At 67.1% G+C, this 22,824-nt stretch carries 17 protein-coding genes and 1 pseudogene; 12 read left to right on the top strand and 6 right to left on the bottom strand.

The features are described from left to right. Positions 1 to 8 precede the first annotated feature (8 nt). Both ligD and LFT49_RS17745 read right to left on the bottom strand, forming a co-directional pair. Positions 9 to 1,247 carry a non-homologous end-joining DNA ligase gene (gene ligD, locus LFT49_RS17750; RefSeq protein WP_237428945.1) on the bottom strand — a complete coding sequence of 413 codons (1,239 nt, stop codon included), beginning with the start codon at positions 1,245 to 1,247 and terminating at the stop codon, positions 9 to 11. A 31-nt stretch (positions 1,248 to 1,278) separates the two neighbouring features. Next, positions 1,279 to 2,649 carry an 8-oxoguanine deaminase gene (locus LFT49_RS17745; protein ID WP_237428944.1) on the bottom strand — a complete coding sequence of 457 codons (1,371 nt, stop codon included), beginning with the start codon at positions 2,647 to 2,649 and terminating at the stop codon, positions 1,279 to 1,281. 403 nt (positions 2,650 to 3,052) lie between these two features. Here LFT49_RS17745 and LFT49_RS17740 point away from each other — a divergent pair, with 403 nt between their 5' ends. The 9 genes from LFT49_RS17740 (at position 3,053) to LFT49_RS17700 (ending at position 14,378) form a co-directional block, all read left to right on the top strand. Further along, the gene (locus tag LFT49_RS17740) at positions 3,053 to 3,547 is read left to right on the top strand and encodes a nucleoside deaminase (RefSeq protein ID WP_236799624.1); all 495 of its coding nucleotides are present in this window, start codon (positions 3,053 to 3,055) and stop codon (positions 3,545 to 3,547) included. Between the two features lie 14 nt (positions 3,548 to 3,561). Then, on the top strand, positions 3,562 to 5,103 hold the full coding sequence (locus tag LFT49_RS17735) for an NCS2 family permease (RefSeq protein ID WP_236820476.1): 1,542 nt from the start codon (positions 3,562 to 3,564) through the stop codon (positions 5,101 to 5,103). Between the two features lie 96 nt (positions 5,104 to 5,199). Next, positions 5,200 to 6,420: an XdhC family protein gene (locus LFT49_RS17730; RefSeq protein ID WP_237428943.1), complete on the top strand. Its 1,221-nt coding sequence runs from the start codon at positions 5,200 to 5,202 to the stop codon at positions 6,418 to 6,420. Beyond that, the gene (locus LFT49_RS17725; RefSeq protein ID WP_236799621.1) at positions 6,411 to 7,334 is read left to right on the top strand and encodes an FAD binding domain-containing protein; all 924 of its coding nucleotides are present in this window, start codon (positions 6,411 to 6,413) and stop codon (positions 7,332 to 7,334) included. The genes LFT49_RS17730 and LFT49_RS17725 overlap by 10 nt, the downstream gene beginning before the upstream one ends. Before the next feature lie 2 nt (positions 7,335 to 7,336). Further along, positions 7,337 to 10,171, top strand: a complete 2,835-nt coding sequence (locus LFT49_RS17720; RefSeq protein WP_236799620.1) for a molybdopterin-dependent oxidoreductase — start codon at positions 7,337 to 7,339, stop codon at positions 10,169 to 10,171. An 86-nt stretch (positions 10,172 to 10,257) separates the two neighbouring features. Next, positions 10,258 to 11,238, top strand: a complete 981-nt coding sequence (locus LFT49_RS17715) for an aldo/keto reductase (protein ID WP_236799619.1) — start codon at positions 10,258 to 10,260, stop codon at positions 11,236 to 11,238. 103 nt (positions 11,239 to 11,341) lie between these two features. Continuing rightward, positions 11,342 to 12,082, top strand: a complete 741-nt coding sequence (locus LFT49_RS17710; protein WP_237428942.1) for a HEAT repeat domain-containing protein — start codon at positions 11,342 to 11,344, stop codon at positions 12,080 to 12,082. Beyond that, positions 12,079 to 12,729, top strand: coding sequence for a uracil-DNA glycosylase (locus LFT49_RS17705; RefSeq protein ID WP_237428941.1), 651 nt, complete (start codon positions 12,079 to 12,081; stop codon positions 12,727 to 12,729). Before LFT49_RS17710 ends, LFT49_RS17705 begins: the two co-directional genes overlap by 4 nt. Before the next feature lie 50 nt (positions 12,730 to 12,779). Continuing rightward, complete coding sequence (locus tag LFT49_RS17700) at positions 12,780 to 14,378, top strand: HNH endonuclease signature motif containing protein (RefSeq protein ID WP_237428940.1); 1,599 nt, start codon at positions 12,780 to 12,782, stop codon at positions 14,376 to 14,378. Positions 14,379 to 14,476: 98 nt separating this feature from the next. Here the strand turns inward: LFT49_RS17700 and LFT49_RS17695 are convergent, their stop codons facing one another. Continuing rightward, positions 14,477 to 15,271 carry a nucleotidyltransferase family protein gene (locus LFT49_RS17695; RefSeq protein WP_237428939.1) on the bottom strand — a complete coding sequence of 265 codons (795 nt, stop codon included), beginning with the start codon at positions 15,269 to 15,271 and terminating at the stop codon, positions 14,477 to 14,479. Positions 15,272 to 15,347: 76 nt separating this feature from the next. Continuing rightward, positions 15,348 to 18,091: pseudogene (gene aceE, locus LFT49_RS17690) on the bottom strand (pyruvate dehydrogenase (acetyl-transferring), homodimeric type). 118 nt (positions 18,092 to 18,209) lie between these two features. On the opposite strand from aceE, the gene LFT49_RS17685 reads away from it, so the two are divergent. Genes LFT49_RS17685 through LFT49_RS17675 form a run of 3 tightly spaced genes read left to right on the top strand, consistent with a single transcriptional unit; the run spans position 18,210 to position 21,312 of the window. Next, a complete protein-coding gene (locus LFT49_RS17685; RefSeq protein ID WP_237430548.1) occupies positions 18,210 to 19,736 on the top strand; it encodes an NCS1 family nucleobase:cation symporter-1 in 1,527 nt (508 codons plus the stop codon). Between the two features lie 57 nt (positions 19,737 to 19,793). Then, the gene (locus LFT49_RS17680) at positions 19,794 to 20,537 is read left to right on the top strand and encodes an aspartate/glutamate racemase family protein (protein WP_237428938.1); all 744 of its coding nucleotides are present in this window, start codon (positions 19,794 to 19,796) and stop codon (positions 20,535 to 20,537) included. Positions 20,538 to 20,550: 13 nt separating this feature from the next. Continuing rightward, positions 20,551 to 21,312 (top strand): SDR family oxidoreductase, encoded by a 762-nt coding sequence (locus LFT49_RS17675; protein ID WP_236799611.1) that lies wholly within the window; start codon positions 20,551 to 20,553, stop codon positions 21,310 to 21,312. A 44-nt stretch (positions 21,313 to 21,356) separates the two neighbouring features. Here LFT49_RS17675 and LFT49_RS17670 read toward each other — a convergent pair whose 3' ends face one another. Continuing rightward, a complete protein-coding gene (locus LFT49_RS17670) occupies positions 21,357 to 21,734 on the bottom strand; it encodes a sterol carrier family protein (protein WP_236799610.1) in 378 nt (125 codons plus the stop codon). Between the two features lie 58 nt (positions 21,735 to 21,792). Further along, positions 21,793 to 22,809 carry an asparaginase gene (locus LFT49_RS17665; protein ID WP_237428937.1) on the bottom strand — a complete coding sequence of 339 codons (1,017 nt, stop codon included), beginning with the start codon at positions 22,807 to 22,809 and terminating at the stop codon, positions 21,793 to 21,795. Positions 22,810 to 22,824 lie beyond the last annotated feature (15 nt).

Raw genomic sequence — 22,824 nt, 5'->3', positions numbered from 1 at the left:
AGTTCCGGCTACTCCCGCCCCGGCCACTGCTTTCCGGCCCAGGGATCATAGTCGGCTATGAGCTTCTCCTGCGCCGGGCGTTCGTCTTCGGGAACATGCTGCAGGTTCACCCGCACCCGGTACCAAAGCGAGCTGGACCCGCGCATCCCGTCGACCAGGACATCAGCCGGCTGCAGGGAATTGACGACGGCGGCGTGCCGGGTTTTCCATTCGTCGAGGGCCGCGAGGGCCTCTGGCTTGGTCTTGGTGCGGGCCACCTCGATCAACGGCATCGTGGACTGCCGGCGCCCGGACCCGTTCCCCGCCCGGGGGGCCTTTTCGGCGGGGCCCAGCTCCTTGGCAAGGGCCAGGAGCCCATCCAGCCTGCCCGCAGCGCCGTCAATTTCGGAATGCGGATCACCGATCTGCGCGTACCGTTCGAGGACCGTGCGCATATTGAACTGCTCAGGCCTGGCGGTGCGCATCTCGTCCCACGTCAGCGGCGTCGAAACCCGGGCATCCGGCAACGGCCTCACCGAGTAGGCGGAGGCCACGGTGCGGTCCTTGGCGTTTTGGTTGAAGTCCACGAAGACGCTCTCGCCGCGCTCCTCCTTCCACCACCGTGCGGTGGCCAGTCCGGGAGCGCGGTTCTCCACCTCCCGCGCCAGGGTTTCGGCAGCGAGCCGGACGTCCTTGTAGGACCACTCGGGAGCAATGCGCACCAGGATATGCAGCCCGCGCGAACCGCTCGTCTTCGGCCACCCCACCAGGCCTGCGTCGTCCAGCACCTCCTGCGCCACGTATGCGACGTCCACGATCTGCGACCAGTCCACCCCCGGCATGGGGTCGAGGTCCACCCGCAGCTCGTCCGGGTGTTCAAGGTCCTCCGCGCGGACCGGATGCGGATTCAGGTCCAGGCAGCCGAGGTTGATGACCCATGCCAGACCGGCGGCATCCCGGATCACCGCTTCCTCCGCCGATGTTCCGGACGCGTAGTGCAGCATGGTGGTGTCGATGAACGGCGGGTGGTTTTCCGGCACGCGCTTCTGGAAGAATGGCTCGGCATCGATGCCTTTGGGGAACCGCTTGAGCACCATGGGCCTGCCGCCCGCACCCCTCAGCGCGCCGTCCGCCACCGACAGGTAGTACTGGACCAGGTCCAGTTTGGTCAGCCCTGGCTCCGGGAACACCACTTTGTCCGGGCTGGAGATCCGCACTTCGATCCCATCGATGTCCAGAACCTCGGGTGGCGTCTTTGACGGTGTCATGGCGCCACGCTAGCAGCGGGCCGGACGCCTGTCAGCCGTTGACCAGCCTCTTTGCCGCTGCGGCGTGTCCGGCGATGAGGCCGACCACATCCAGCCCGGGGATCTGCCCGTCCACCACCCGCCACTGCCCGCCCACCATCACCCGGTCCGCCCGGTCGGCGGCGCAGAGGAGGAGGGCTGCGACGGGGTCATGGCTGCCGGAAAAGCGGAGGTCGTCAAGTCGAAACAGCGCCAGGTCGGCCTGCATGCCAGGTGCCAGCTGCCCCAGGCCGCGCCGTCCAAGGACTGCCGCGGACCCCCGGGTGGCCCAGCCCAGCGCCCGTTCCACCGGCACGTCAGCCCCATAGCGCAGCCGCTGGAGGTAGAGGGCCTGCCGCGCTTCCAGGATCATGTTGGAGGCATCGTTCGACGCCGAACCGTCCACCCCCAGACCCACCGGGACGCCGGCGTCCTCCAGTTCCAGGACCCGGGCAGTCCCGGAGGCCAGGCGCATGTTGGAGGTGGGGCAATGCGCGACGCCGGTCCCCGCTGCACCGAGGCGGGTGATCTCCGCATCGCTGAAGTGGATTCCGTGCCCCAGCCAGGTGCGGTCCGTCAGCCAGCCAACGCTGTCCAGGTAGTCCACGGTCCGCAGGCCGAACATCTCCCGGCAGAAGTCCTCCTCCTCCAGGGTCTCGGCCAGGTGCGTGTGCAGCCGAACGTCCAGCCGCTCCGCGAGGGCCGCGCTTTCAGCCATGATCTCCTTCGTCACCGAGAACGGTGAGCAGGGGGCCAGTGCGATCTGGATCACCGCGTCAACCCCGCGCTCGTGGTACTGGCCCACCAAGCGCTCGCTGTCCGCCAGCACCACCTCCGGATGCTGCACGGTGGACTGTGGCGGCAGGCCGCCGTCGTCCGTCCCCAGGGTCATGGAGCCACGGGTGAGCGTGGCCCGCATGCCGAGCCGCCGTACCGCCTCAACCTCGATGTCCACGGCATCCTCAAGGCCCGCGGGGAAGAGGTAGTGGTGGTCGGCGGCAGTGGTGCAGCCGGAAAGCAGCAGCTCGGCCAGTGCCACTGTTGCTGCCAGTTCCAGGTCCTTCGGCGTGAGCCGGGCCCACACGGGGTACAGGTTCTGCAGCCAGGGGAACAGCGGGGTGTTGGCCACCGGCCCCCAGGCCCGCGTGAGGGTTTGGTAGAAGTGGTGGTGCGTGTTGATCAGGCCGGGCAGCAGCACGTGGTTGCCTGCGTCGAAGGTCCCGGTGCAGGGCGCGGACGGCTGCTCGCCCGCGGCCAGGACCTCGGTGATGACGCCGCCGCTGACCACCAGGCCGCCTGTTGCGTCGAGGTCATTGGCGGTGAAAGCTGCGAGCGGATTGCGGATCCATAAGCGGGATACGGGTGCAGGGGAGGGAGCGGTCATGGCTGTCCTTGTCTGAGCCGAAGGCGGATGCGGTAAGTCCAGCTCAGTGAGGCCCTGTCTGCTGATCCAGGTGCCGCGCCTGGAGGCAGGGCGGGTGGGTTCAGCGTAGGGAAATCGGCTGACGTGCGTCAACGTGGCTTTTTGTGACCGCGGCGCCGGGAGGAGCCGTGAAGAGTCGGCAACATGCATTTCACATAGCGAAAATGAATTTCCAGAAAAGTATGGCGTGGCCCACAAACGGGTGCTAATCTCAATTCTGCCAAAGGCGGGCACCCGAACCCGGGAAGCTATCTACCAGGCGCAACTTAACCTTCACAGCACATGCTGAAGCCTGGTAACCGTTCGCACCTGGTTTTACTGGTCCTGCGCGGCAACAGGCTTCCCGGCAAAAGGAAGTCGCATCATGAGTACCACCGTCACGGCCGAACAGTTTTTGGCCCGCTCCATCCGGCTGGCAACGGCCAATGTCCTCAACAGCGGGGGCCCGTTCGGCGCCATGATCGTCACGGCGGACGGGCAGGCGTTCGACGGCGTCAACCGTGTCACCGCGGATAACGATCCCACCGCGCACGCCGAAGTTACCGCCATCCGCACTGCCTGCCGCGAATTGGGCACCTTCGACCTCAGCGGCGCAACCCTCTACACCAGCTGCGAGCCCTGCCCCATGTGCCTGGCCTCCGCGCTCTGGGCCCGGGTAAGCCGCGTTGTCTACGCCGCCGACCGGCATGACGCCGCATCCGTCGGTTTTGACGACGCCCTGTTCTACGAATACTTCGAAAACCAGGACAGGGATTCCCTGATGCCGGTCTCCAAGCTGGAGCTGGGCGATCCCCAGGCCCCGGCGCCGCTGGAGCCGTTCAACACCTGGAACACGCTCGAATCCAGGATCGACTACTAGGCCCGGCGGCTTCGATGACCATCCTGGACCATTCCCACGAGGAGCATTCGGCTCCAAGCACCAGCACGATCCGGCGGGCGCCGCGCACTTCCACGCAGGCAACCGGAACACCCCGACCGCCGGCACCGGAATCCTTCCTGGACCGCTTCTTCCAGATCACCCGGCGCGGCTCCACCGTTGCCCGCGAGTTCCGCGGCGGCCTGGTCACCTTCTTCACCATGGCGTACATCGTCATCCTCAACCCCCTCATCCTGGGCGGGTTCAGCGCTGACAACGCCCCCACCGATGTTGCCGGCGGTTGGCTCTCCGCCGCCCAGGTGGGCGCCGTCACCGGCCTCACCGCCGGCGTCATGACCATCCTCTTCGGCCTTATCGCCAACCTGCCCTTCGGTCTTGCCGCCGGGCTTGGCATCAACTCCTTCCTGGCCGTCTCGGTGATTCACGAAGTCACGTGGCCCGAGGCCATGGGCCTGGTGGTGATCAACGGCATCCTTATCGTGTTGTTCGGCGTCACCGGCGCCCGGACGGCCATCTTCCGGGCGGTGCCCAAGGAGCTGAAAGCCGCGATCACTGTCGGCATCGGGCTGTTCATCGCCTTCATCGGCTTCGTGGACTCCGGCTTCGTCCGGCCCACCGCCGGCGGTCCACCCGTCCAGCTGGGCGACGGCGGCTCCATCACCTCAGTGCCCACGCTCGTGTTCGTCGTCGGACTCCTGGCCATGGGCATCCTGGTGGCGCGCAAGGTCCAGGGCGGCCTGCTCATCGGCATCGTGGGCACCACCGTGCTGGCCGCCGTCGTGGAAGCCATCATGAAGATCGGCCCCGCCAGCGCTACCAACCCCGGCGGCTGGCACCTGAACACCCCCGTCCTGTCCGGCCAGCTGGTTTCGGCGCCGGACCTGGGCCTGGTGGGCCAGTTCGACCTCTTCGGCTCCTTCGCCAGGATCGGCGGACTCGCAGCCACCATGCTGGTCTTCACACTGGTGTTCACCAACTTCTTCGACGCCATGGGAACCATGACCGGCCTGGCCAAAAGCGCCGGCGTCGCCCACAAGGACGGCACATTCCCCCGGCTGAAGTCGGCCTTCATCGTGGAAGGCTTCGGTGCCGTGGCGGGCGGGGCCACCTCCGGCTCCTCCAACACCGTGTACATCGACTCCGCAGCCGGCATCGGCGAGGGCGCCCGGACCGGTTTGGCTTCGGTGGTCACCGGCGCGCTGTTCCTGGGCTCGATGTTCCTCACCCCGCTCACCAGCGTGGTGCCGCTCGAGGTTGCCGCCGCCGCACTGGTGGTGGTGGGCGCCATGATGATGGCGCAGATCCGCGAGATCAAGTTCACCAAGTTCACCGTGGCCCTGCCGGCGTTCCTCACCATCGTGACCATGCCGCTGAGCTACTCCATCGCCAACGGCATCGGGGTGGGCTTCGTGAGCTGGGCCGTCATCGGGGCGGCATCCGGCAAGGCGAAGAAGATCCATCCGCTCATGTGGGTGGTGAGCGCGGGGTTCCTGGTGTACTTCGCCCGCGGGCCGATCAACCACCTGCTCGGCGGCTGATCTTGCCCCACCACCCAAGGGGTCGGGCCAGCCCTTGGCCCGGCCTCTTGCAGGACCGACAATGGACACCACCGCCGCGGAAGAAGGAGCGCCGCCATGCTTGACCTGATCCCTTCACTTGGCCCCTGGACGCGCAGGCTGGCAGGCCGACAGTTCGCCGTGGCCACCATCCTGGCCGCCACCGGATCGGTGCCGCGCCCGGTGGGGACCTCCATGCTGGTCACCGAATCCGGCGATGTCCTGGGCAGCCTCTCCGGCGGCTGTGTGGAAGGCGCCGTGGTGGCGCTCGCCCAGGAGGCAACGGACGACGGCGTCCCGCGCCACGAGACGTTCGGCTTCAGTTCCGACGACGCCTTCGCCGCCGGACTCACCTGCGGGGGAGAACTGGCCATTCACATCCAGCCGGTGCCCGCCGGGACCGGTGCTGCCAGGGATCCGCTGCGCGCTGCCCTGCTGCAGCTTGCTGCCCTCGGCCCGGACCAACCCGTAGCGCTGGTACGGCTCCTGGGTAGCCCGGGAAGCGCCGCCGTCGTCCTTTCCGATCCCGCCGCCTTCCGCCTGGCCGCCCACCCGGAGCTGGCAGCGCTGCTGCAGGGGGAGCCCGCCCTGCAGGTGGAAGCGATGGTGCGCAGCGGCGGCACCGGGCTGGTCCGCCAGGCAGGGCACCGGGAATGTCCACCGGACCGGAGCGGGCACGGGCGCCCGGGCGAAGAGCTGGCTGTCCTGGTGGAGTCCCGGCTGGCCCCGCCGCGGATGCTGGTGTTCGGCGCCAACGATTTCGGTGCCGCGCTGGTCCCGGCAGCCAAGCTGCTGGGCTACTACGTGACCCTGGTCGATGCCCGCCCGGCCTTCGCGTCGCAGCCCCGGTTCGCCGCTGCCGACCAGGTGGTGACGGACTGGCCGCACCGGTACCTGGCGGCGGAAGCCGCGGCAGGCAGGCTGGACCCCCGTACCGTGGCCGCAGTCCTGACCCACGACCCCAAGTTCGACATTCCGCTGCTGGAGGTCGCGCTGGCCCTGGACCTCGCCTATGTGGGCGCCATGGGCTCGCGCCGGAGCCACCTCCAGCGGGTGGATGAGCTCCTCAACGCAGGCGTTCCGCCGGAACGGATTGCCCAACTGCATTCACCCATCGGCCTGGACCTCGGCGCCGTCACTCCCGCCGAAGTGGCGGTGTCCGTGACTGCGGAACTGATTGCCGCCCGGAACCGCGCTGCCAGCGGCATGCCGTTGCGGGAAACTTCCGGGGCCATCCACCATCACCCGGCTGCCCCGGCAGCCGCAGACCTTACCAAGCAGGAGATCGCATGGACATGAACACCATCGAGGCGGTGGTCCGCACCACCGACCCCGCGCAATGGCGCGAAGGCGATGCCTGGCTTGCCGGCGGCACGGTCCTGTTCTCCTACGGCAGCTACGCCTTTGGGCCCCAGCCTCTCACCCGGCTCCTGGACCTCGGCGACGCCGGCTGGACGCCCGTCACCGTCACCGATGACGGCATCGAGCTGGCCGCCACGTGCACCATCGCGGAGCTGTACAACCTTCCGGTGTCGCCGGCTGTGGCGGACCGCAGCTGGCCGGCGCTGGACCTCGTCCGGGCGTGCTGCGATTCCTTCGTGGCCTCCTTCAAGGTCTGGAACATGTCCACCGTGGGCGGCAACCTCTGCACCTCCCTGCCCGCAGGGCCCATCATCTCGCTGTGCGCCGGGATGGAGGGGACGGCCACCATCCTCGGCCCGGGCGGCGCCAGCCGGCAGGTTCCGGTGGCGGAGTTCATCACCGGTGATGCCACGAACTGCCTGGCACCCGGCGAGCTGCTCCGCAGTATCCACCTGCCGGCGTCGGCCCTTAACTCACGGGTGGCGTTCCGCCGGCTGTCGCTGAGCAACCTGGGCCGGTCCGGGGCGCTGCTCATCGGAAGGCTCGACGGCGGCACCTCCCTGGTGCTCACCGTCACCGCTGCCACCAAGCGGCCCGTACAGCTGCGTTTCGACGGGGTGCCGGATGCAGACCGGCTGGCCGCTGCGTTGGACGATGCCATCCCGGCGGAGCTCTATCACGACGACATCCACGGCATGCCCGCCTGGCGCCGCGACATGACCTACCGGCTTGCCGAAGAAATCCGGGCCGAACTCGCCGCGCCCCACGGGACGCCGGGACTCGTTGTTTCCGGTGATTTCTGGCCGCCCCGGGCCGCAAGGCCCGGCACCACTCTTTCGAAAGGGGCCTAAGCATGGCCATCGAGATCAACGGCACCCCTGCCGGCACGGCGCCGCGCCCCGGGCAGTGCCTGCGCACCTTCCTGCGGGAGCTGGGTAACACCGGCGTGAAGAAAGGCTGCGACGGCGGCGACTGCGGCGCCTGCACCGTGCACGTGGACGGAACACCGGTCCACAGCTGCATCTACCCGGCCGTGCGGGCAGAGGGGCGCTCGGTGACCACCATCGAGGGGCTGGCGGCGGCCGGAGGTGGCGGCGACGGTGACTTGCACCCCGTGCAGCAGCAGTTCATGGAGCGCCAGGGGTTCCAGTGCGGCTTCTGCACGGCGGGCATGGTGATGACGGCGGCAACGTTCGACGACGAACAAGAGGACAACCTGCCCCGGAACCTCAAGGGCAACCTCTGCCGGTGCACCGGGTACCGCGCCATTGCCGATGCGGTCTGTGGGGACGCCGGCCATCCCGCCCCCGAAGGACCGGGTTCCGGCATCGCGGGGGAAGGCCAGCCGGATCCGGAGCCGGGCCGGTTGGGCGACGACGTTCCCGCACCGGCCAGCCGGGCAGTGGTTACCGGCGCCGCCCGCTACACCTTGGACCTGCCGACGGACCAGCAGCAGGCCCTGCTGCACCTGAAGATCCTGCGCTCGCCGCACGCCCACGCCCGCGTTCTCTCCATCGACAAGGAGGCAACGCTGCAGGTTCCCGGCGTCGTGGCGGTCTTCACCCACGAGGACGCTCCGGAGCAGCTGTTCTCAACGGCGCAGCATGAGCTCTTTACCGACGACCCGGATGACACCCGGGTGCTCGATGACGTGGTGAGGTTCCGCGGCCAGCGGGTTGCCGCCGTCGTGGCTGAATCCGTCGGCGCTGCGGAAGCCGGCGTCCGGGCGCTCCGCGTGGAGTATGAGGAGCTGCCTGCTGTCTTTTCGCCGCAGGACGCGCTGCTTCCGGGCGCACCGCTGGTGCACGGGGACAGGGATGCATCCCGCTCCCGAATTGGCCGGCCGGACCGCAACGTGGTGGCGGAGCTGCACTCGGAGCTGGGAAACGTGGCCGACGGCTTCGCTGCCGCCGATTTCATCCACGAGCAGACCTACCAGACCCAGCGGGTGCAGCACGTGGCGTTGGAGACGCACGCGGCCATCGCCTCGGTGGACGCCGACGGCCGGCTGCAGGTTCGCACGTCCAGCCAGGTCCCGTTCCTGGTCCGGCGGACGCTGTGCCGGGTGTTCGGGCTGGATGAGGACAAGGTGCACGTGGTGGCCGGCCGGGTGGGCGGCGGGTTCGGCGGCAAGCAGGAAGTCCTCACCGAGGACCTCGTGGCGCTCGCAGCCCTGAAACTGAAGCGGCCGGTCCAGCTGGAACTGACCCGCACCGAGCAGTTCACCGCCACCACCACCCGGCACCCGTTCACGATCAAACTGAAGGCCGGTGCCAGCAGGGAAGGCAGGCTGACGGCCCTGGAGCTGGACGTCGTCACCAACACCGGCGCTTACGGCAACCACGGCCCTGGCGTCATGTTCCACGGTTGCGGCGAATCACTGGCCGTATACAACTGCGCCAACAAGAAGGTGGATGCGCACTCGGTGTACACCAACACGGTGCCGGCCGGTGCCTTCCGCGGCTACGGACTCAGCCAGATGATCTTCGCCATCGAGTCCGCCATGGATGAACTGGCGGCCGGAATCGGCATGGATCCGCTGGAGTTCCGCCGCCGGAACATGGTCCGCGAGGGAGACCACATGCTGTCCACCCAGCCGGATCCGGAAGAGGACGTCCACTACGGCAGCTACGGACTGGACCAGTGCCTTGACCTGGTCCGCGACGCCCTGGACCGCGGCAAGGCCCGCTACCGGGATGCAGGCCTGGACGACCTTGGCCCGGACTGGATGGTGGGGGAGGGCGCCGCCCTCTCCATGATCGACACCGTGCCCCCGCGCGGCCACTTTGCCCACTCCCGCCTCCGGCTCCTGCCGGACGGAACGTACCAGGCCGACGTCGGGACCGCCGAGTTTGGGAACGGCACAACCACGGTGCACGCGCAGCTGGCGGCCACGGCCTTGTCCACGGAGGCGTCCCGGGTGGCGGTGCGCCAGTCGGACACGGACCTGGTGGAGCACGATACCGGCGCGTTCGGCTCCGCAGGGACGGTGGTGGCCGGAAAGGCCACGCTCGCCGCTGCGGAAGAGTTGGCAGTCCGGATCCGCGCCTTCGCGGCCGGCATCCGGCAGACGCAGGCGTCCGCGTGCGTCCTCAACGGCGATGCCGTGGTGGTTGACGGAACTCCCGTGGCACTGGCTGAGCTGGCGCAGGCTGCCGCGGATGCCGGCGTCGAACTCGCCGCGGAGGGACGCTGGGGCGGTACCCCGCGTTCCGTCGCCTTCAACGTGCACGGCTTCCGGGTGGCCGTGAACCGCGGCACCGGTGAGCTGAAGATCCTGCAAAGCGTGCAGGCCGCCGACGCGGGGGTGGTGGTCAACCCGCGGCAATGCCGCGGACAGATCGAAGGTGGGATTGCCCAGGCCTTGGGTGCCACGCTGTATGAGGAAGTCGTAGTGGACGACGCCGGCAAGGTCACCACGGACATCCTCCGGCAGTACCACATTCCTACTTTCGCGGACGTGCCTCGCAGCGAGGTGTACTTCGCGGATACCAACGACAAGCTGGGGCCGCTGGGGGCGAAATCGATGAGCGAAAGCCCGTTCAATCCGGTGGCGCCGGCGCTTGCCAACGCACTCCGGAATGCCACCGGAGTGCGCTTCGCGTCCCTGCCCATCGCTCGCGACCGGATCTATTTGGGGCTCAAGGAAGCCGGGCTGGTGCCCAAGCTGGAGCGTGTGCCTTCCTAGGCCAGCCGGGGTCATACTTCCGCTGGTGCGGATGCAACCCGGGGTCGGATCTGACCCGGGGTTGCATCGTTGCATATAGTCGGGGGATGGAACAGCGGATTTTAGGCAAGACCGGACGGAACGTCTCCATCGTGGGGCTGGGTACCTGGCAGCTCGGTGCGGACTGGGGAAACGTGGATCCGGCACAGGCGCAGGCCATCCTCGCAGCCTCGGTGGAGGCCGGAGTTACCCTCTTCGACACCGCGGACGTCTATGGTGACGGCAAGAGTGAGCAGGCCATCGGGAAGTTCCTGGCGGACAACCCGGGCTCCGGCGTCACGGTTGCCACCAAGATGGGCCGGCGGGTGGAGCAGCGGCCGGAGAACTACAATCTGGCCAACTTCCGCCAGTGGGTTGACCGCTCTCGGAAGAACCTGGGCATGGACACCCTGGACCTGGTCCAGCTGCACTGCCCGCCCACCCCGGTCTACAGCAACAACGAGGTCTACGACGCCCTCGACACCCTGGTGGCGGAAGGTGCCATCCGCAACTATGGCGTCAGTGTGGAACGGACGGACGAGGCCCTCGAAGCCATCCGGCATGAAGGAACGGCCTCTGTCCAGATCATCCTCAACGCCTTCCGCCTCAAGCCGCTGGACGAGGTGCTGCCCGCCGCCAAGGCTGCAGGGGTGGGCATCATCGCCCGCGTGCCGCTGGCATCTGGTCTGCTCTCCGGCAAGTACACCAAGGACACCACCTTCGCGGAGAACGATCACCGCAACTACAACCGCCAGGGCGATGCCTTCGACGTTGGGGAGACCTTCTCCGGCGTGGACTACGAGCTGGGCCTGAAAGCCGTGAAGGAGTTCGAGCAGCTGGTCCCTTCCGGTGCTACAACGGCGCAGGCGGCCATCGCCTGGATTGCTGCCCAGGACGGCGTCACTACCGTCATCCCCGGCGCACGCAACGTGGATCAGGCACGGGCCAATGCCGCCGCGGCCACGGTCAGCGTGGGCAAGGAGTTCGACGACGGGGTCCGCTGGATCTACGACCACTACTTCCGCGAGTCCATCCACCCGCGCTGGTAGCGTTCGCCGCCTGCCCCAAGCCTCGCTTCGCTCGCCACGGGGACCCCGGGCGGCTTTCTTACCCACTCGGCTCGGTGGCACGCCGGCGGCAAGGAGTTCAGCGATGGGCAAACGGTCGGATTACCGGGCGGTGCTGGAATTGCTTCCGCCCGGGGAGTGGACCGCCTACCTGACCGCTGAGTCCGGGCTTCCTGGGCCCCGGGGCAACCTGGAACTGGCGGCGGCGTTTGCCGATGTAGCGGAGCCGGACCTGGTCCGGCTGTGCGCCGGGAGCCCCGACGAGTACCTTGCCCTGTGCGGCGCTATTGGTCTTGGCCGGCTGCTTGTGGAGGGCGATTCTGATGCTGCCGCTACCCTGCGGGCGCTGGCGGAAGACGACCGCTGGCGGGTCCGCGAGGGGGTAGCGATGGCCCTGCAGCGCCTGGGGGATGCGGACATGCCCGCCTTGTGGGCCCTGGTGGAACGATGGGCGGACGACGCGCCGCTCGTGCAGCGTGCCGTTGCGGCCGGGATTTGTGAACCGCGGCTGCTGGGTGCTCCGGAGGATGCCGCCAGAGCGGTTGAGATCCTCGACAGGATAACCAGAGTGGTGGAAGGAACGGATCCTGCATCCCGCCGGTCGGAGCAATTCCGCGTGCTGCGCCAGGGGCTTGGATACTGCTGGAGCGTTGCCGTTGCCGCGGCACCGGTCACTGGGTTCGGACACCTCGCCAAGTGGGCTCGCAGCCAGGACCGTGACGTGCGCTGGATCGTACGCGAGAACCTTCGAAAAGCGCGCCTTCACAGGGCCGATCCGTCGGCAGCAGAGCGTTTGGCTGCCGTCCTCGAAAAGTCCGCCGAATGACGGCCCCCGGCATCTCTGCGTTCGTTCAGCGGCTTGCGGCCGTGGAGCTCGGACCGGCGTGCACTAACTTCTTCAATCATGAAGTCCCGGAGAACGCGCTGCGCAGGCGCAACCTGGAGCTCTACCTGCAGGAGATGCTGGACCGGCAGCCCAAGGTGCTGCTGGTAGGGGAGGCACCCGGTTTCCGGGGCATGCGGATCACCGGTGTGCCCTTCACCAACCGGGTTATCCTCGGAGGCCCCACCAACAGCTTCGGGCTTTTCGGCCCCGGCAAGGGGTACGTGCTGCCGCCCGAAGCTGCAGGGGTGGCTGCCGAGCCAACGGCAACGGTGCTGTGGCAGGTGCTGGAAGAGGTGGGGGCTGTGCCACTGCTGTGGAGCGCTTTCCCCTGGCACACGCACCAGCCAGGAAAGCCCTTGTCCAACCGCACGCCCAAGCCTTCGGAGACAAAGCTGGGGACTCCCTTCTGGCAGGAATTGGCGGAACTGTTCGGCACCACCTCCATCGTGGCCGTGGGCAACGTGGCCCAGCACAGCCTCCAACGCAGCGGCTTGGCCGTTCCCAAGATTCGGCATCCGGCGCATGGCGGCAGGGCGGGTTTCAAGAGCGGGCTGGAGCAGTTGCTGGAAAGTGGGATGCAGGCCTGAGCTGAACACTTCACAGCCAGAATGTCGTACCCCTTTGTCATGATTGGTTCATGGGAAGGGCGGCGGTGGTCAAGGCTTACGCAGACATCCGGGCTGCCCTTGCTGTGCTGAATGCCGAGGTGGATTGGTGCGGTTCGGAGTCGTTTTCGGTGGCTGATCCGTTGGCCGGCCTGGCGGATGGTTGCTTGGACATTCTTGCCGGTGCCCGTGAGGTTGAAGCAGGGATTGCCGGGTTGAAGGCGAAGGCTGCGGTGATGTATGCGGAGAGCGCCAGTGCTGTTGCCGGTCCGGATGTGCCGGTGCAGGCGCAGGAGATGGCGGTCGCGGCGGAGGTCGGGTGCGTGCTGGCGCTGGGGCCGCGGGCGGCGTCCTCGTTCCTGGCGACTTCGCACGCCGTTGTTTCCTCGTTGCCGCGGACCCTTGCGGGGCTGCAGGCGGGGACGTTGTCCTGGAGTCATGCGGTGGTGATGGCTGATGAGGCCGCGAGCCTGGGTGCCGCGGGGGCGGCGGCGTTGGAAGCTCATTTCCTTGACCCGGACGCCCCGGATGCTGCTCGGGGGTGCCCTGCCGGGGAGCTGCCGGCGCAGCGGTTCAGGGTCAAGGCCCGGACGTGGCGGGAACGTCACCACGCCGAGAGCATCGAAGTGCGCCATGCCAAGGGGGTGGCGGATCGGCGGGTGGAGTTCCGGCCGGACCAGGACGGGATGGCGTGGCTGTCCGCGTGTTTGCCGGCGGATCAGGCGTTGGCCGGGTGGAACCGGCTCACCGCAATGTCCCGGTCACTGCAGGGGCCCGCGGAGTCCCGGACCATGTCCCAGTTGCGGGCGGACAAGTTCGCTGATGCGATCCTCGGCAGCAGTGGCAGCAGTGGCAGTGGCGATGGCAGCAGCAGTAGCAATAGGACCAGTAGCGGCCGTGGCGCCAGCGTCACGGATGCGATTGACGAAGCTAATGGTGGTGACGGCGATACCGGTGCCCGTGACAGCGCCGGTGTCAATGGCAGGGATGGACGGGAAGACTTGCCTTCACCGATCCGGGCGCAGGTTCTGGTCACGGTCCCGGTGTTCTCCCTGATGGGGTTGGCCGATGAACCGGCCATGCTCGACGGGTACGGGCCGATCCCGCCCTCGATGGCCCGCGATTTGGTGGCGAACGGCGCCGGATCGTTTTACCGGGTGTTGGTGGATCCGCGGGACGGTGCGCCGCTGGAGATCGGCCGGAAGAGTTACCGGGTGACCGGGGCGATGCGGGCCTGGCTGCGGATGCGGGACGGTAAGTGCCCGTTCCCGGGCTGCAGCAACAATTCCCTGGACAACGATGCCGACCACATCCTCGCCTGGGCCAAGGGCGGCACCACCGGGATCTCCAACCTGGGACAGCCCTGCCCTAAGCACCACAAGCTCCGGCACACCACCGGTTGGAAACCCACCGCGGCCACCAAGAACGAACCACCTGGCTGGATCTCGCCTACCGGCCGCCACTACACAAGCGAACACCAGGACTGGGAACCCACCCGTTGGCCTGTTCTTCGCAACGCGGACCAGGTACCGGGGGAGGCACCGCCTGGCGTGCTTTCTGATCTCGTGCAGCTCGGGATATCCCCGGCAGAAGATTGGCTGCAGTGGGTCCTGCACGCTCCATCCGCCTGACGCGGCCAGGGTAATGCTGCCCTGCCCACGCCTGACCGTCTTTGCGTGCTGTTGGGGTCGCCTGCTAGTGGTGGCCCGGTGCCTGTGGAGCTCGACTGCTACTGAAGAAGGCCCAGCTGGTCCGGCGTATCCACGTCCTCGCCGCTGGACTGGTCGCTGCAGTCCACCTCGTCCACAAGGTCAGGATGGGAACGCAGGAAGCCGCGCGCGCCGGCGTCACCCGTTACCGTTGCGCACACTGCCTCGCGCAGCGAGGCGTCGATGAGCAGGGGGTGCCCGCGCTGGAGTTGGCCCGCTTGCCCGCGGTTGTTTCCGTGGCGGGCGAATCCTGGCTGTCGTGACCTGTTCTCCTGCTGTGTGTTTTCGTTCCCTCCTGCTGTCTCCTTTGGCTCAAGACAGTCTCCGCGGCCAGCGTCGCCTTCGTGGCTTCGGGTGTCCGGCAGCCCGCCGTCGGACGGCGCGCGGCGGTAGGCCGCCGTCGTGACACGCCCCGGACGATGGGCGGCCAACAGCCGCCGGACAGTCTCCGGGGTCAGTCCGGGCTGGTCCACAAGGGCTATCAACAGGTGGCTTCCGGGGTTCGCGGCGTGGTTCCCGAGCAGGAATGAGCTGCCCATGCCCGTCTGCCAGTCCGCGTTGTCCAGCACGCGGAAGCGGTCGAGGCTGGCAGCTGCCTGAACTTCAGACGCTCCTGCGCCGAGGACCACCACTACTTCCCGGCAGCCGCCCTCGAGCAGTGCATTGCCGACGGACTCCACCAGCGGCCGGCCCCGGTAGGGCAGCAGGGCTTTCGGTCCCAGGCCCAGACGTGTCCCGGCCCCGGCCGCCAGGACGACGCCGCATACTCCGGGGTCCGCCAAACCCGTCGGGCCTGCGGCCTTAGTGTTCCTCATAGCTGCACCCTAGCCAATGCCAAAGCAGACGGGGCAGCCTCCCACGGAGACTGCCCCGACTGCTCCTGGGTGGTTCTCAGGCGTCGCCGCCCGCCCCGCCCGTGGTGCCGGCGTTGACGTCCAGGAGCTTGTACCGGTCAATCGCGTATGACGGCGCACCCTCCTCAACTTCGCCCCTCGCCGCCAGCATCTGCAGCACTTTCACCACGATGGAGTGGGTGTCGTTCTTGAAGTAGCGGCGGGCTGCTGCGCGGGTGTCGGAGAAGCCGAAGCCGTCGGCGCCGAGGGTGGCGAATTCGTTGGGGACGAACTGCCGGATCTGGTCCGGGGCTGCCTTCATGTAGTCGGACACGGCGACGATGGGGCCGGTGGCTCCTTCGAGTTGCTGGGCGACGAAGGGGACGCGGGCGGGCTGGCCGGGGTTGAGGAAGGCTTCTTCTTCGGCGGCGAGGCCGTCGCGGCGCAGTTCGTTCCAGGAGGTCACGGACCAGACGTCGGCGGAGACGTTCCAGTCATCTGCCAGCACGCGCTGGGCTTCGAGGGCCCAGGGTACGGAGACGCCGGAGGCGAGGATCTGGGTGCGGGGACCGTCGATCTTTGCCGGGGCGAGCAGGTAGATGCCCTTGATGACGCCTTCGACGTCGAGGTTCTCCGGTTCTGCGGGCTGGATGATGGGTTCGTTGTACACGGTGAGGTAGTACATGACGTTCTTGTCCGTCGAGCCTTCCCCGTACATCCGTTCCAGGCCGGAGCGGACGATGTGTCCGATTTCGTAGCCGTAGGCGGGGTCGTAGGTGAGTACGGCCGGGTTGGTGGAGGCCAGCAGGGGGGAGTGGCCGTCGGCGTGCTGGAGGCCTTCGCCGGTGAGGGTGGTCCGTCCCGCGGTGGCGCCGATGATGAAGCCGCGGGTCATTTGGTCCGCTGCTGCCCAGAAGGCGTCGCCGGTGCGTTGGAAGCCGAACATGGAGTAGAACGCGTAGACCGGGACCAGGGGGATGCCGTGGGTGGCGTAGGAGGTTCCGGCGGCGGTGAACGCTGCCACGGCGCCGGCTTCGTTGATGCCGGGGTGGATCAGCTGGCCCGCGGGGGACTCCTTGTACGCCAGGACCAGGTCACGGTCCACCGACAAGTAATTCTGGCCCTTGGGGTTGTAGATCTTCGCCGTGGGGAAGAACGCGTCCATGCCGAAGGTGCGGGCTTCGTCGGGGATGATCGGGGCTATGTGCTTGCCGAAGTTCTTGTCCCGCATCAGGTCCTTGAGCAGGCGGACGAACGCCATGGTGGTGGCGGCCATTTGCTTGCCCGAACCGCGCTTGGCCACCTCGTAGGACTTCGCCTCGGGCAGCACGATCTCAGCGTGGGTGTTGCGGCGCTCCGGGACTGATCCGCCCAGCGCGGCACGGCGCTCCATCATGTACTTGATTTCCGGGGCGTCGTTACCGGGGTGGTAGTACGGCGGCCGGTACGAGTCGTTCTCCAGCTGCTCGTCAGTAATGGGGATCCGGAGGTGATCGCGGAATTTCTTCAGGTCGTCCAGAGTGAGTTTTTTCATCTGGTGGGTGGCGTTGCGGCCTTCGAAGTGGGGGCCGAGGCCGTAGCCCTTGACGGTGTGGGCGAGGATGACGGTGGGTTTGCCCTTGAATTCTGTGGCTGCTTTGTAGGCGGCGTAGACCTTGCGGTAGTCGTGGCCGCCGCGTTTGAGGTTCCAGATCTGGTCATCGGTCAGGTCCGCGACGAGGTCTTTGGTCTGCGGGGTTTTGCCGAAGAAGTGTTCGCGGACGAACCCGCCGGATTCTGCCTTGTAGGTCTGGTAGTCCCCGTCGACGGTTTCGTTCATGATTTTCACGAGGGACCCGTCGGTGTCGCGGGTGAGCAGGTCATCCCATTCCCGGCCCCAGACGACCTTGATCACGTTCCAGCCCGCGCCGCGGAAGAACGCTTCGAGTTCCTGCATGATCTTGCCGTTGCCCCGGACCGGACCGTCCAGGCGCTGGAGGTTGCAGTTGATCACGAAGTTCAGGTTGTCCAGGTTCTCGTTCGCGGCGAGCTGGAGCAGGCCGCGGGATTCGGGTTCGTCCATTTCCCCGTCGCCCAGGAACGCCCAGACCTGCTGGTCGGAGGTGTCTTTCAGGCCGCGGTTGTGCAGGTAGCGGTTGTTCTGGGCCTGGTAGATCGCGTTCAGCGGCCCGATGCCCATGGACACGGTGGGGAATTCCCAGAAGTGCGGCATCAACCTGGGGTGCGGGTAGGAGGACAGGGCGTGGCCCTGGCGGGACTTTTCCTGCCGGAACCCGTCCATGTCTTCCTCGGAGAGGCGGCCTTCCATGAATGCCCGGGCGTACATGCCGGGGGAGGCGTGGCCCTGGAAGAAGACCTGGTCCCCGCCGCCGGGGTGATCCTTGCCGCGGAAGAAGTGGTTGAACCCGACCTCGTACAGGGTCGCCGCGCCGGCGTACGTGGAGATATGCCCGCCGACGCCGATATCGGGCCGCTGCGCCCGGTGCACCATGACCGCGGCGTTCCACCGCATGTAGGCCCGGTAGCGGCGTTCGTATTCCTCGTTGCCCGGGAACTCGGCTTCCTGGTCCACCGGGATCGTGTTCACGTAATCGGTGGTATGGTCACCATCGGCACACCCACGCTCTGCGCGCCCGCGCGCTGCAGCAGGCTCCGCATGATGTATTGGGCACGCTCGGTACCCTGTTCCCTGATCAACGCATCCAGGGACTCAACCCACTCGGCAGTCTCTTCCGGATCACGATCAGGCAGCTGGTTAGTCAACCCGCTGAGGATATGGGAGGTCTCTTCTCCTGCAGCCACGGCAGCCTCTTTTCATTTTTGAATGCTTGGCCTCATGTTTTCGTATTGTGAGAAAACATTGTTGCTAGACGAGATTAGTAGGAGGCGTGTCCAGGGTCAACGTGATAACCGCCACCAGCTGGCCGCAGCGGCGGGTTGGAGCGTACATACCCCCGGAAGCGTTGAAGCCCTGTGCGAATCAGCAAGCGCAGCCTCGGGCACGAGCATCAGCCCTTCCCTGTACAACTCCGATCTTGCCCCCACCAAGCGCGCCGGCCGCAGCTGGACCAGTTACAGCATCTTCACCCTGTGGGCCAACGACGTGCACAGCCTGGGCAACTACGCCTTCGCCATCGGGCTGTTCGCCTTGGGGCTGGGCGGGTGGCAGATCCTTATGGCCCTCGGCATCGGCGCGGCGCTGTTGTTCGGCCTCCTGACGCTGTCCGGATTCATGGGCGTCAAGACCGGTGTTCCCTTCCCAGTCATGAGCCGAATCAGCTTCGGCATCAGGGGCGCCCAGATCGCCAGCCTCCTCCGCGGCGCAGTGGCCGTGGCCTGGTTCGGCATCCAGACCTACCTCGCGTCCGTGGTGTTCCGCGTGATGCTCGTCGCCATGTTCCCCGCGTTGGCGGACATGGACAAAGACTCCATCCTGGGCCTGTCCACCCTGGGCTGGATGGCGTTTGTGACCCTTTGGGTGGTGCAGTTGGTGATCGTCAGCTTCGGTATGGAGATGATCCGCAAGTATGAGGCCTTCGCCGGCCCGGTCATTCTTGCCACCATGGCCGCCATGGCCATCTGGATCTTCGTCGAGGCAGGCGGAAGCATCGCCTGGTCCTCCGACAAGGCGCTGGAAGGGCCGGAAATGTGGCTCACCATCTTCGCCGGCGGCGCCCTGTGGGTGTCCATCTACGGCACCTTCGTCCTGAATTTTTGCGACTTCACCCGCTCGGCAGTCTCCAAGAAGGCTGTGGTGCGCGGCAACTTTTGGGGCATCCCCATCAACATGCTGGTTTTCGGCGCCATTGTGGTGGTCATGGCCGGTGGCCAGTTCAAGATCAACGGCACCATCATCAAGAGCCCCTCGGACATTGTCCAGACCATCCCCAACACGCTCTTCCTGGTCCTGGCCTGCCTTGCCCTGCTGATCCTGACCATCGCCGTGAACCTAATGGCCAACTTCGTTGCCCCGGTTTACGCACTAACCAACCTGTTCCCCAAGCGGCTGAACTTCCGCAAGGCCGCCATGGTCTCAGCGACGATCGGCTTGGTCATCCTGCCCTGGAACCTCTACAACAACCCGCTGGTCATCGTGTACTTCCTCGGTGGACTCGGTGCGCTGCTCGGCCCGCTGTTCGGCGTCGTCATGGCCGACTACTGGCTCATCCGCCGCGGGAAGGTCAACGTGCCGCAGCTCTACACGGCATCCCCTGACGGAACGTACTTCTACAAGAAGGGCGTCAACCCGCGGGCCATCATCGCCATGGTTCCGGCCGCCGTCCTGGCCCTCCTCATCGTCTTCGTCCCGGGACTGGCTGCGGCCGCTCCCTTCGCCTGGTTCTTTGCAGCAGGCATCGCCGCCACGCTCTACTTCTTCATCGCCGACCGCAACCAACGGCTGGAAGACCACGACGGTGAGGCAATCGCCGTCGTCAGCACCCACTGATCCCCACTCACCCAGCAACCGGCCCCACAGGGACCCGGAGCACCAAAGGAATTCCCCATGCGCATACTCGTTGCCAATGTGAACACCACCTCGTCGATGACGGACTCGATTGCGGCCTCGGCACGCAGTGTGGCCGCTCCCGGTACGGAAATCATCGGCATCACCCCGAGGTTCGGCGCAGACTCCTGCGAGGGCAACTTCGAAAGCTACCTCGCCGCCGTCGCCGTCATGGACGCCGTCACCTCCTACCCGGAGCCCTTCGACGCCGTTGTCCAGGCCGGCTACGGCGAGCACGGCCGCGAAGGCCTGCAGGAGCTGTTGGACGTGCCGGTGGTGGACATCACCGAAGCCGCAGCCAGCACGGCGATGTTCCTGGGTCACAAGTACTCCGTGGTGACCACCCTGGACCGGACGGTTCCCCTCATCGAGGACAGGCTGAAGCTGGCCGGACTGGACGCCAGATGTGCGTCCGTCCGTGCCAGCGGCATGGCCGTGCTGGAACTGGAGGAGGAACCCGGGCGGGCAGTGGAGGCCATCATCAATCAGGCGATGCTGGCCGTCACCCAGGACAAGGCCGAGGTCATCGTGCTCGGCTGCGGCGGCATGGCCGGGCTGGATGAGCAGATCCGGCAGCGGGCGGGAGTCCCCGTAGTGGACGGCGTGGCTTCCGCGGTGACAATCGCCGAATCCCTGGTCCGGATGCGACTCTCCACCTCCAAAGTGCGGACGTTCGCTGCGCCCCGCCCCAGGACCGTCATAGGCTGGCCGCTGAACAAGCCGGCCGTGCCGGCGCAGTCCTAAGCCAGGAGACAGAATGGACACGTCCCCTCCCACTGCCCGCGTCGCCGTCGTTACCGGGGCCGGCTCCGGCATTGGCCGGGAGGTCGCCCGGCAGATGCTGGCCGACGGCTTCCGCGTGGTGCTGGCCGGCCGACGCGAAGCGCAGCTGAAGGAGACAGCGGACAGTCACCCCGACGCTCTTGTGGTGCCGTGCGACGTCACGCGGCCCGACGACGTCGAGCGCCTTTTCGAGGCTGCCCGCCGGCAGTGGGGGCGCGTGGATGTCCTGTTCAACAATGCCGGCGTGTTCGGCCCGGCAGCCGGCGTGGACGAGATTAGCCTGGACGACTGGAACGCCACGCTGGCCGTGAACCTCACAGGCTCCATGCTGTGCGCGGCCGCGGCCGTCCGGGCCATGAAAGCGCAGGTGCCGCAGGGCGGGCGGATCATCAATAACGGTTCCATCTCCGCCCATTCACCCCGGCCCCGGACGGTCGCATACACGGTCACCAAGCACGCCATGACCGGCCTGACCAAGAGCATCGAGCTGGACGGCCGCGGCTATGGCATCACGTGCGGGCAGATCGACATCGGCAACACGGCCACGGAAATCATGGACACCATCGGCGTCGGCTCGGGGGCACTGCAGGCCGACGGCAGCCGCAAGGTGGAGCCAATGTTCCCCGTGAAGGACGCGGCGCGCGCGGTGCTGATGATGGCCAACATGCCGGCCACAGCCAGTGTTGGCTCAGTGGTGGTTACCGCGGCCGGCATGCCTTTCATCGGCCGCGGCTGACGTGCTCCGGCCGACTCGCCGCGGCTGGGGAGGAGGCGGCAGGGCTAGAGGGGCAGCAGGGCCGACAGGTCGGCCCGCAGGCCTGATGCTGCCACTTTGCCGGCAGCAACTGCATCTGCCCAGCGCACCTGGCCCGTCACCATCCCAAGCCAGGTGGCGGCGTCGCACTCAATCACATTGGGTGGGGTGCCGCGCGTGTGCCGCGGCCCCTCCACGCACTGTGTGACGCCAAAGGGCGGCACACGCACCTCAACAGAGTTGCCCGGGGCGCGGGCGGTCACTTCCTCCAGCGAGTACCTCACTGCGGTGGCCAGGACCGTGCGTGGCACGGGAACGTCCGACGGCGGCTGGGCGGCTTCCAGCCATGCCTTCAGTGCTGCTTTGCCTTCCTGGACGTCGATACGACGGCGGGCTACGGCCATGCTTTCAGTCTTTCCTTTTGCGGCGGTGCGGATTTTGCGGCGGCGGGAGAACGGGGTGTCAGTCCAGAAGGGCGGAAACTGCCGGGCCCAGCCGGATCTTGCCCACCGGTCGGCCGCCGCCAAGCACCGGCTCAACCACTTTTTCCAGGGCGCTGGCAACGCCCGGAATCTCCACGGCCCCCGCTGCCGCAAGAAGGGTCAGGGCCACAAGCGAGGTGGCGCGGACATTGCCGTCGAGGATCTTGACGGCCACGGAAACGCCTTGGGGCGTGGCCATGGCCAGGACTCCCTCGGCCCCGATCTTGGCGATGATCTCCAGTTCGTCCATCACCAGCGTGTTGGCTTCGCCGCGGCCTTGCACGGCCCAAGGGTAATCCAGCATCGACGTGGCGATGGTGGCCGCCCTGGCGCTGAAGCTCTGGTCGCCGGGCGCCTTGGCCAGCTGGGAGTAGGCCCTGGCCAGCCCCTTCAGGGAAACTGCTGCTACCGGAGCGCCGCAGCCGTCGATGCCCAGGTGCGCGATCTGCTCGCCCGTGTATTCCTCGATCACGGTGCGGACCCGCTGCTGCAGGGGATGGTTGGGCTCCAGGTAGCTATGCGTGTCCCACCCGTTTTCCGTGCAGGCCCAAAGGAATGCTGCGTGCTTCCCGGAACAGTTGTAGGCCAGCCGCGACATCCCCTTCTCCGAGCGCACCAGCCAGTTGCGGGCCGTCTCGTCCTGGGGCCAGGTTTCGGGGCACTGCAGCTGGTCTTCACGGACGCCGGCGGCCTTGAGCATGCCCGCCACCACGTCCATGTGGTCCAGTGACCCGGTGTGGCTGCCGCAGGCGATGGCCACCTGGGCGCCGCGGAGCGGAACCCCGGACTGCATGGATGCCAGCGCCTGGAACGGCTTCAGGGTGGACCGGGCGTAGATGGGGGTGTTGATGTCGCCAAGCTGGGTGACCACCGACCCGTCGGCGGACAGAAGGACGGCGGAACCGATGTGCCGCGACTCCACAAAGCCGCTGCGTTCGATCACGGCCAGTTCGACGGCGGAGTCCACGGTGAAGGTGGCATGCGGATTATGCGGCATACCGCCAGTCTATGG

This window comes from Arthrobacter sp. FW306-06-A (genome assembly GCF_021870055.1).
GTDB lineage: Bacteria > Actinomycetota > Actinomycetes > Actinomycetales > Micrococcaceae > Arthrobacter.
The sequence above is the reverse complement of the archived record's forward strand: the minus strand, read 5'-3'. Positions and strand labels throughout refer to the sequence as shown.

Bases quoted from the DNA above. Each gene is read 5' to 3' on its own strand.
- LFT49_RS17745 (WP_237428944.1), bottom strand. From the start codon at position 2,649: ATGACCGCTCCCTCCCCTGCACCCGTATCCCGCTTATGGATCCGCAAT.
- LFT49_RS17680 (WP_237428938.1), top strand. From the start codon at position 19,794: ATGCGCATACTCGTTGCCAATGTGAACACCACCTCGTCGATGACGGAC.
- LFT49_RS17665 (WP_237428937.1), bottom strand. From the start codon at position 22,809: ATGCCGCATAATCCGCATGCCACCTTCACCGTGGACTCCGCCGTCGAA.
- LFT49_RS17675 (WP_236799611.1), top strand. From the start codon at position 20,551: ATGGACACGTCCCCTCCCACTGCCCGCGTCGCCGTCGTTACCGGGGCC.
- LFT49_RS17715 (WP_236799619.1), top strand. From the start codon at position 10,258: ATGGAACAGCGGATTTTAGGCAAGACCGGACGGAACGTCTCCATCGTG.
- LFT49_RS17695 (WP_237428939.1), bottom strand. From the start codon at position 15,271: ATGAGGAACACTAAGGCCGCAGGCCCGACGGGTTTGGCGGACCCCGGA.
- LFT49_RS17740 (WP_236799624.1), top strand. From the start codon at position 3,053: ATGAGTACCACCGTCACGGCCGAACAGTTTTTGGCCCGCTCCATCCGG.
- LFT49_RS17735 (WP_236820476.1), top strand. From the start codon at position 3,562: ATGACCATCCTGGACCATTCCCACGAGGAGCATTCGGCTCCAAGCACC.
- LFT49_RS17710 (WP_237428942.1), top strand. From the start codon at position 11,342: ATGGGCAAACGGTCGGATTACCGGGCGGTGCTGGAATTGCTTCCGCCC.
- LFT49_RS17725 (WP_236799621.1), top strand. From the start codon at position 6,411: ATGGACATGAACACCATCGAGGCGGTGGTCCGCACCACCGACCCCGCG.
- LFT49_RS17720 (WP_236799620.1), top strand. From the start codon at position 7,337: ATGGCCATCGAGATCAACGGCACCCCTGCCGGCACGGCGCCGCGCCCC.
- LFT49_RS17705 (WP_237428941.1), top strand. From the start codon at position 12,079: ATGACGGCCCCCGGCATCTCTGCGTTCGTTCAGCGGCTTGCGGCCGTG.
- LFT49_RS17670 (WP_236799610.1), bottom strand. From the start codon at position 21,734: ATGGCCGTAGCCCGCCGTCGTATCGACGTCCAGGAAGGCAAAGCAGCA.
- ligD (WP_237428945.1), bottom strand. From the start codon at position 1,247: ATGACACCGTCAAAGACGCCACCCGAGGTTCTGGACATCGATGGGATC.
- LFT49_RS17730 (WP_237428943.1), top strand. From the start codon at position 5,200: ATGCTTGACCTGATCCCTTCACTTGGCCCCTGGACGCGCAGGCTGGCA.
- LFT49_RS17700 (WP_237428940.1), top strand. From the start codon at position 12,780: ATGGGAAGGGCGGCGGTGGTCAAGGCTTACGCAGACATCCGGGCTGCC.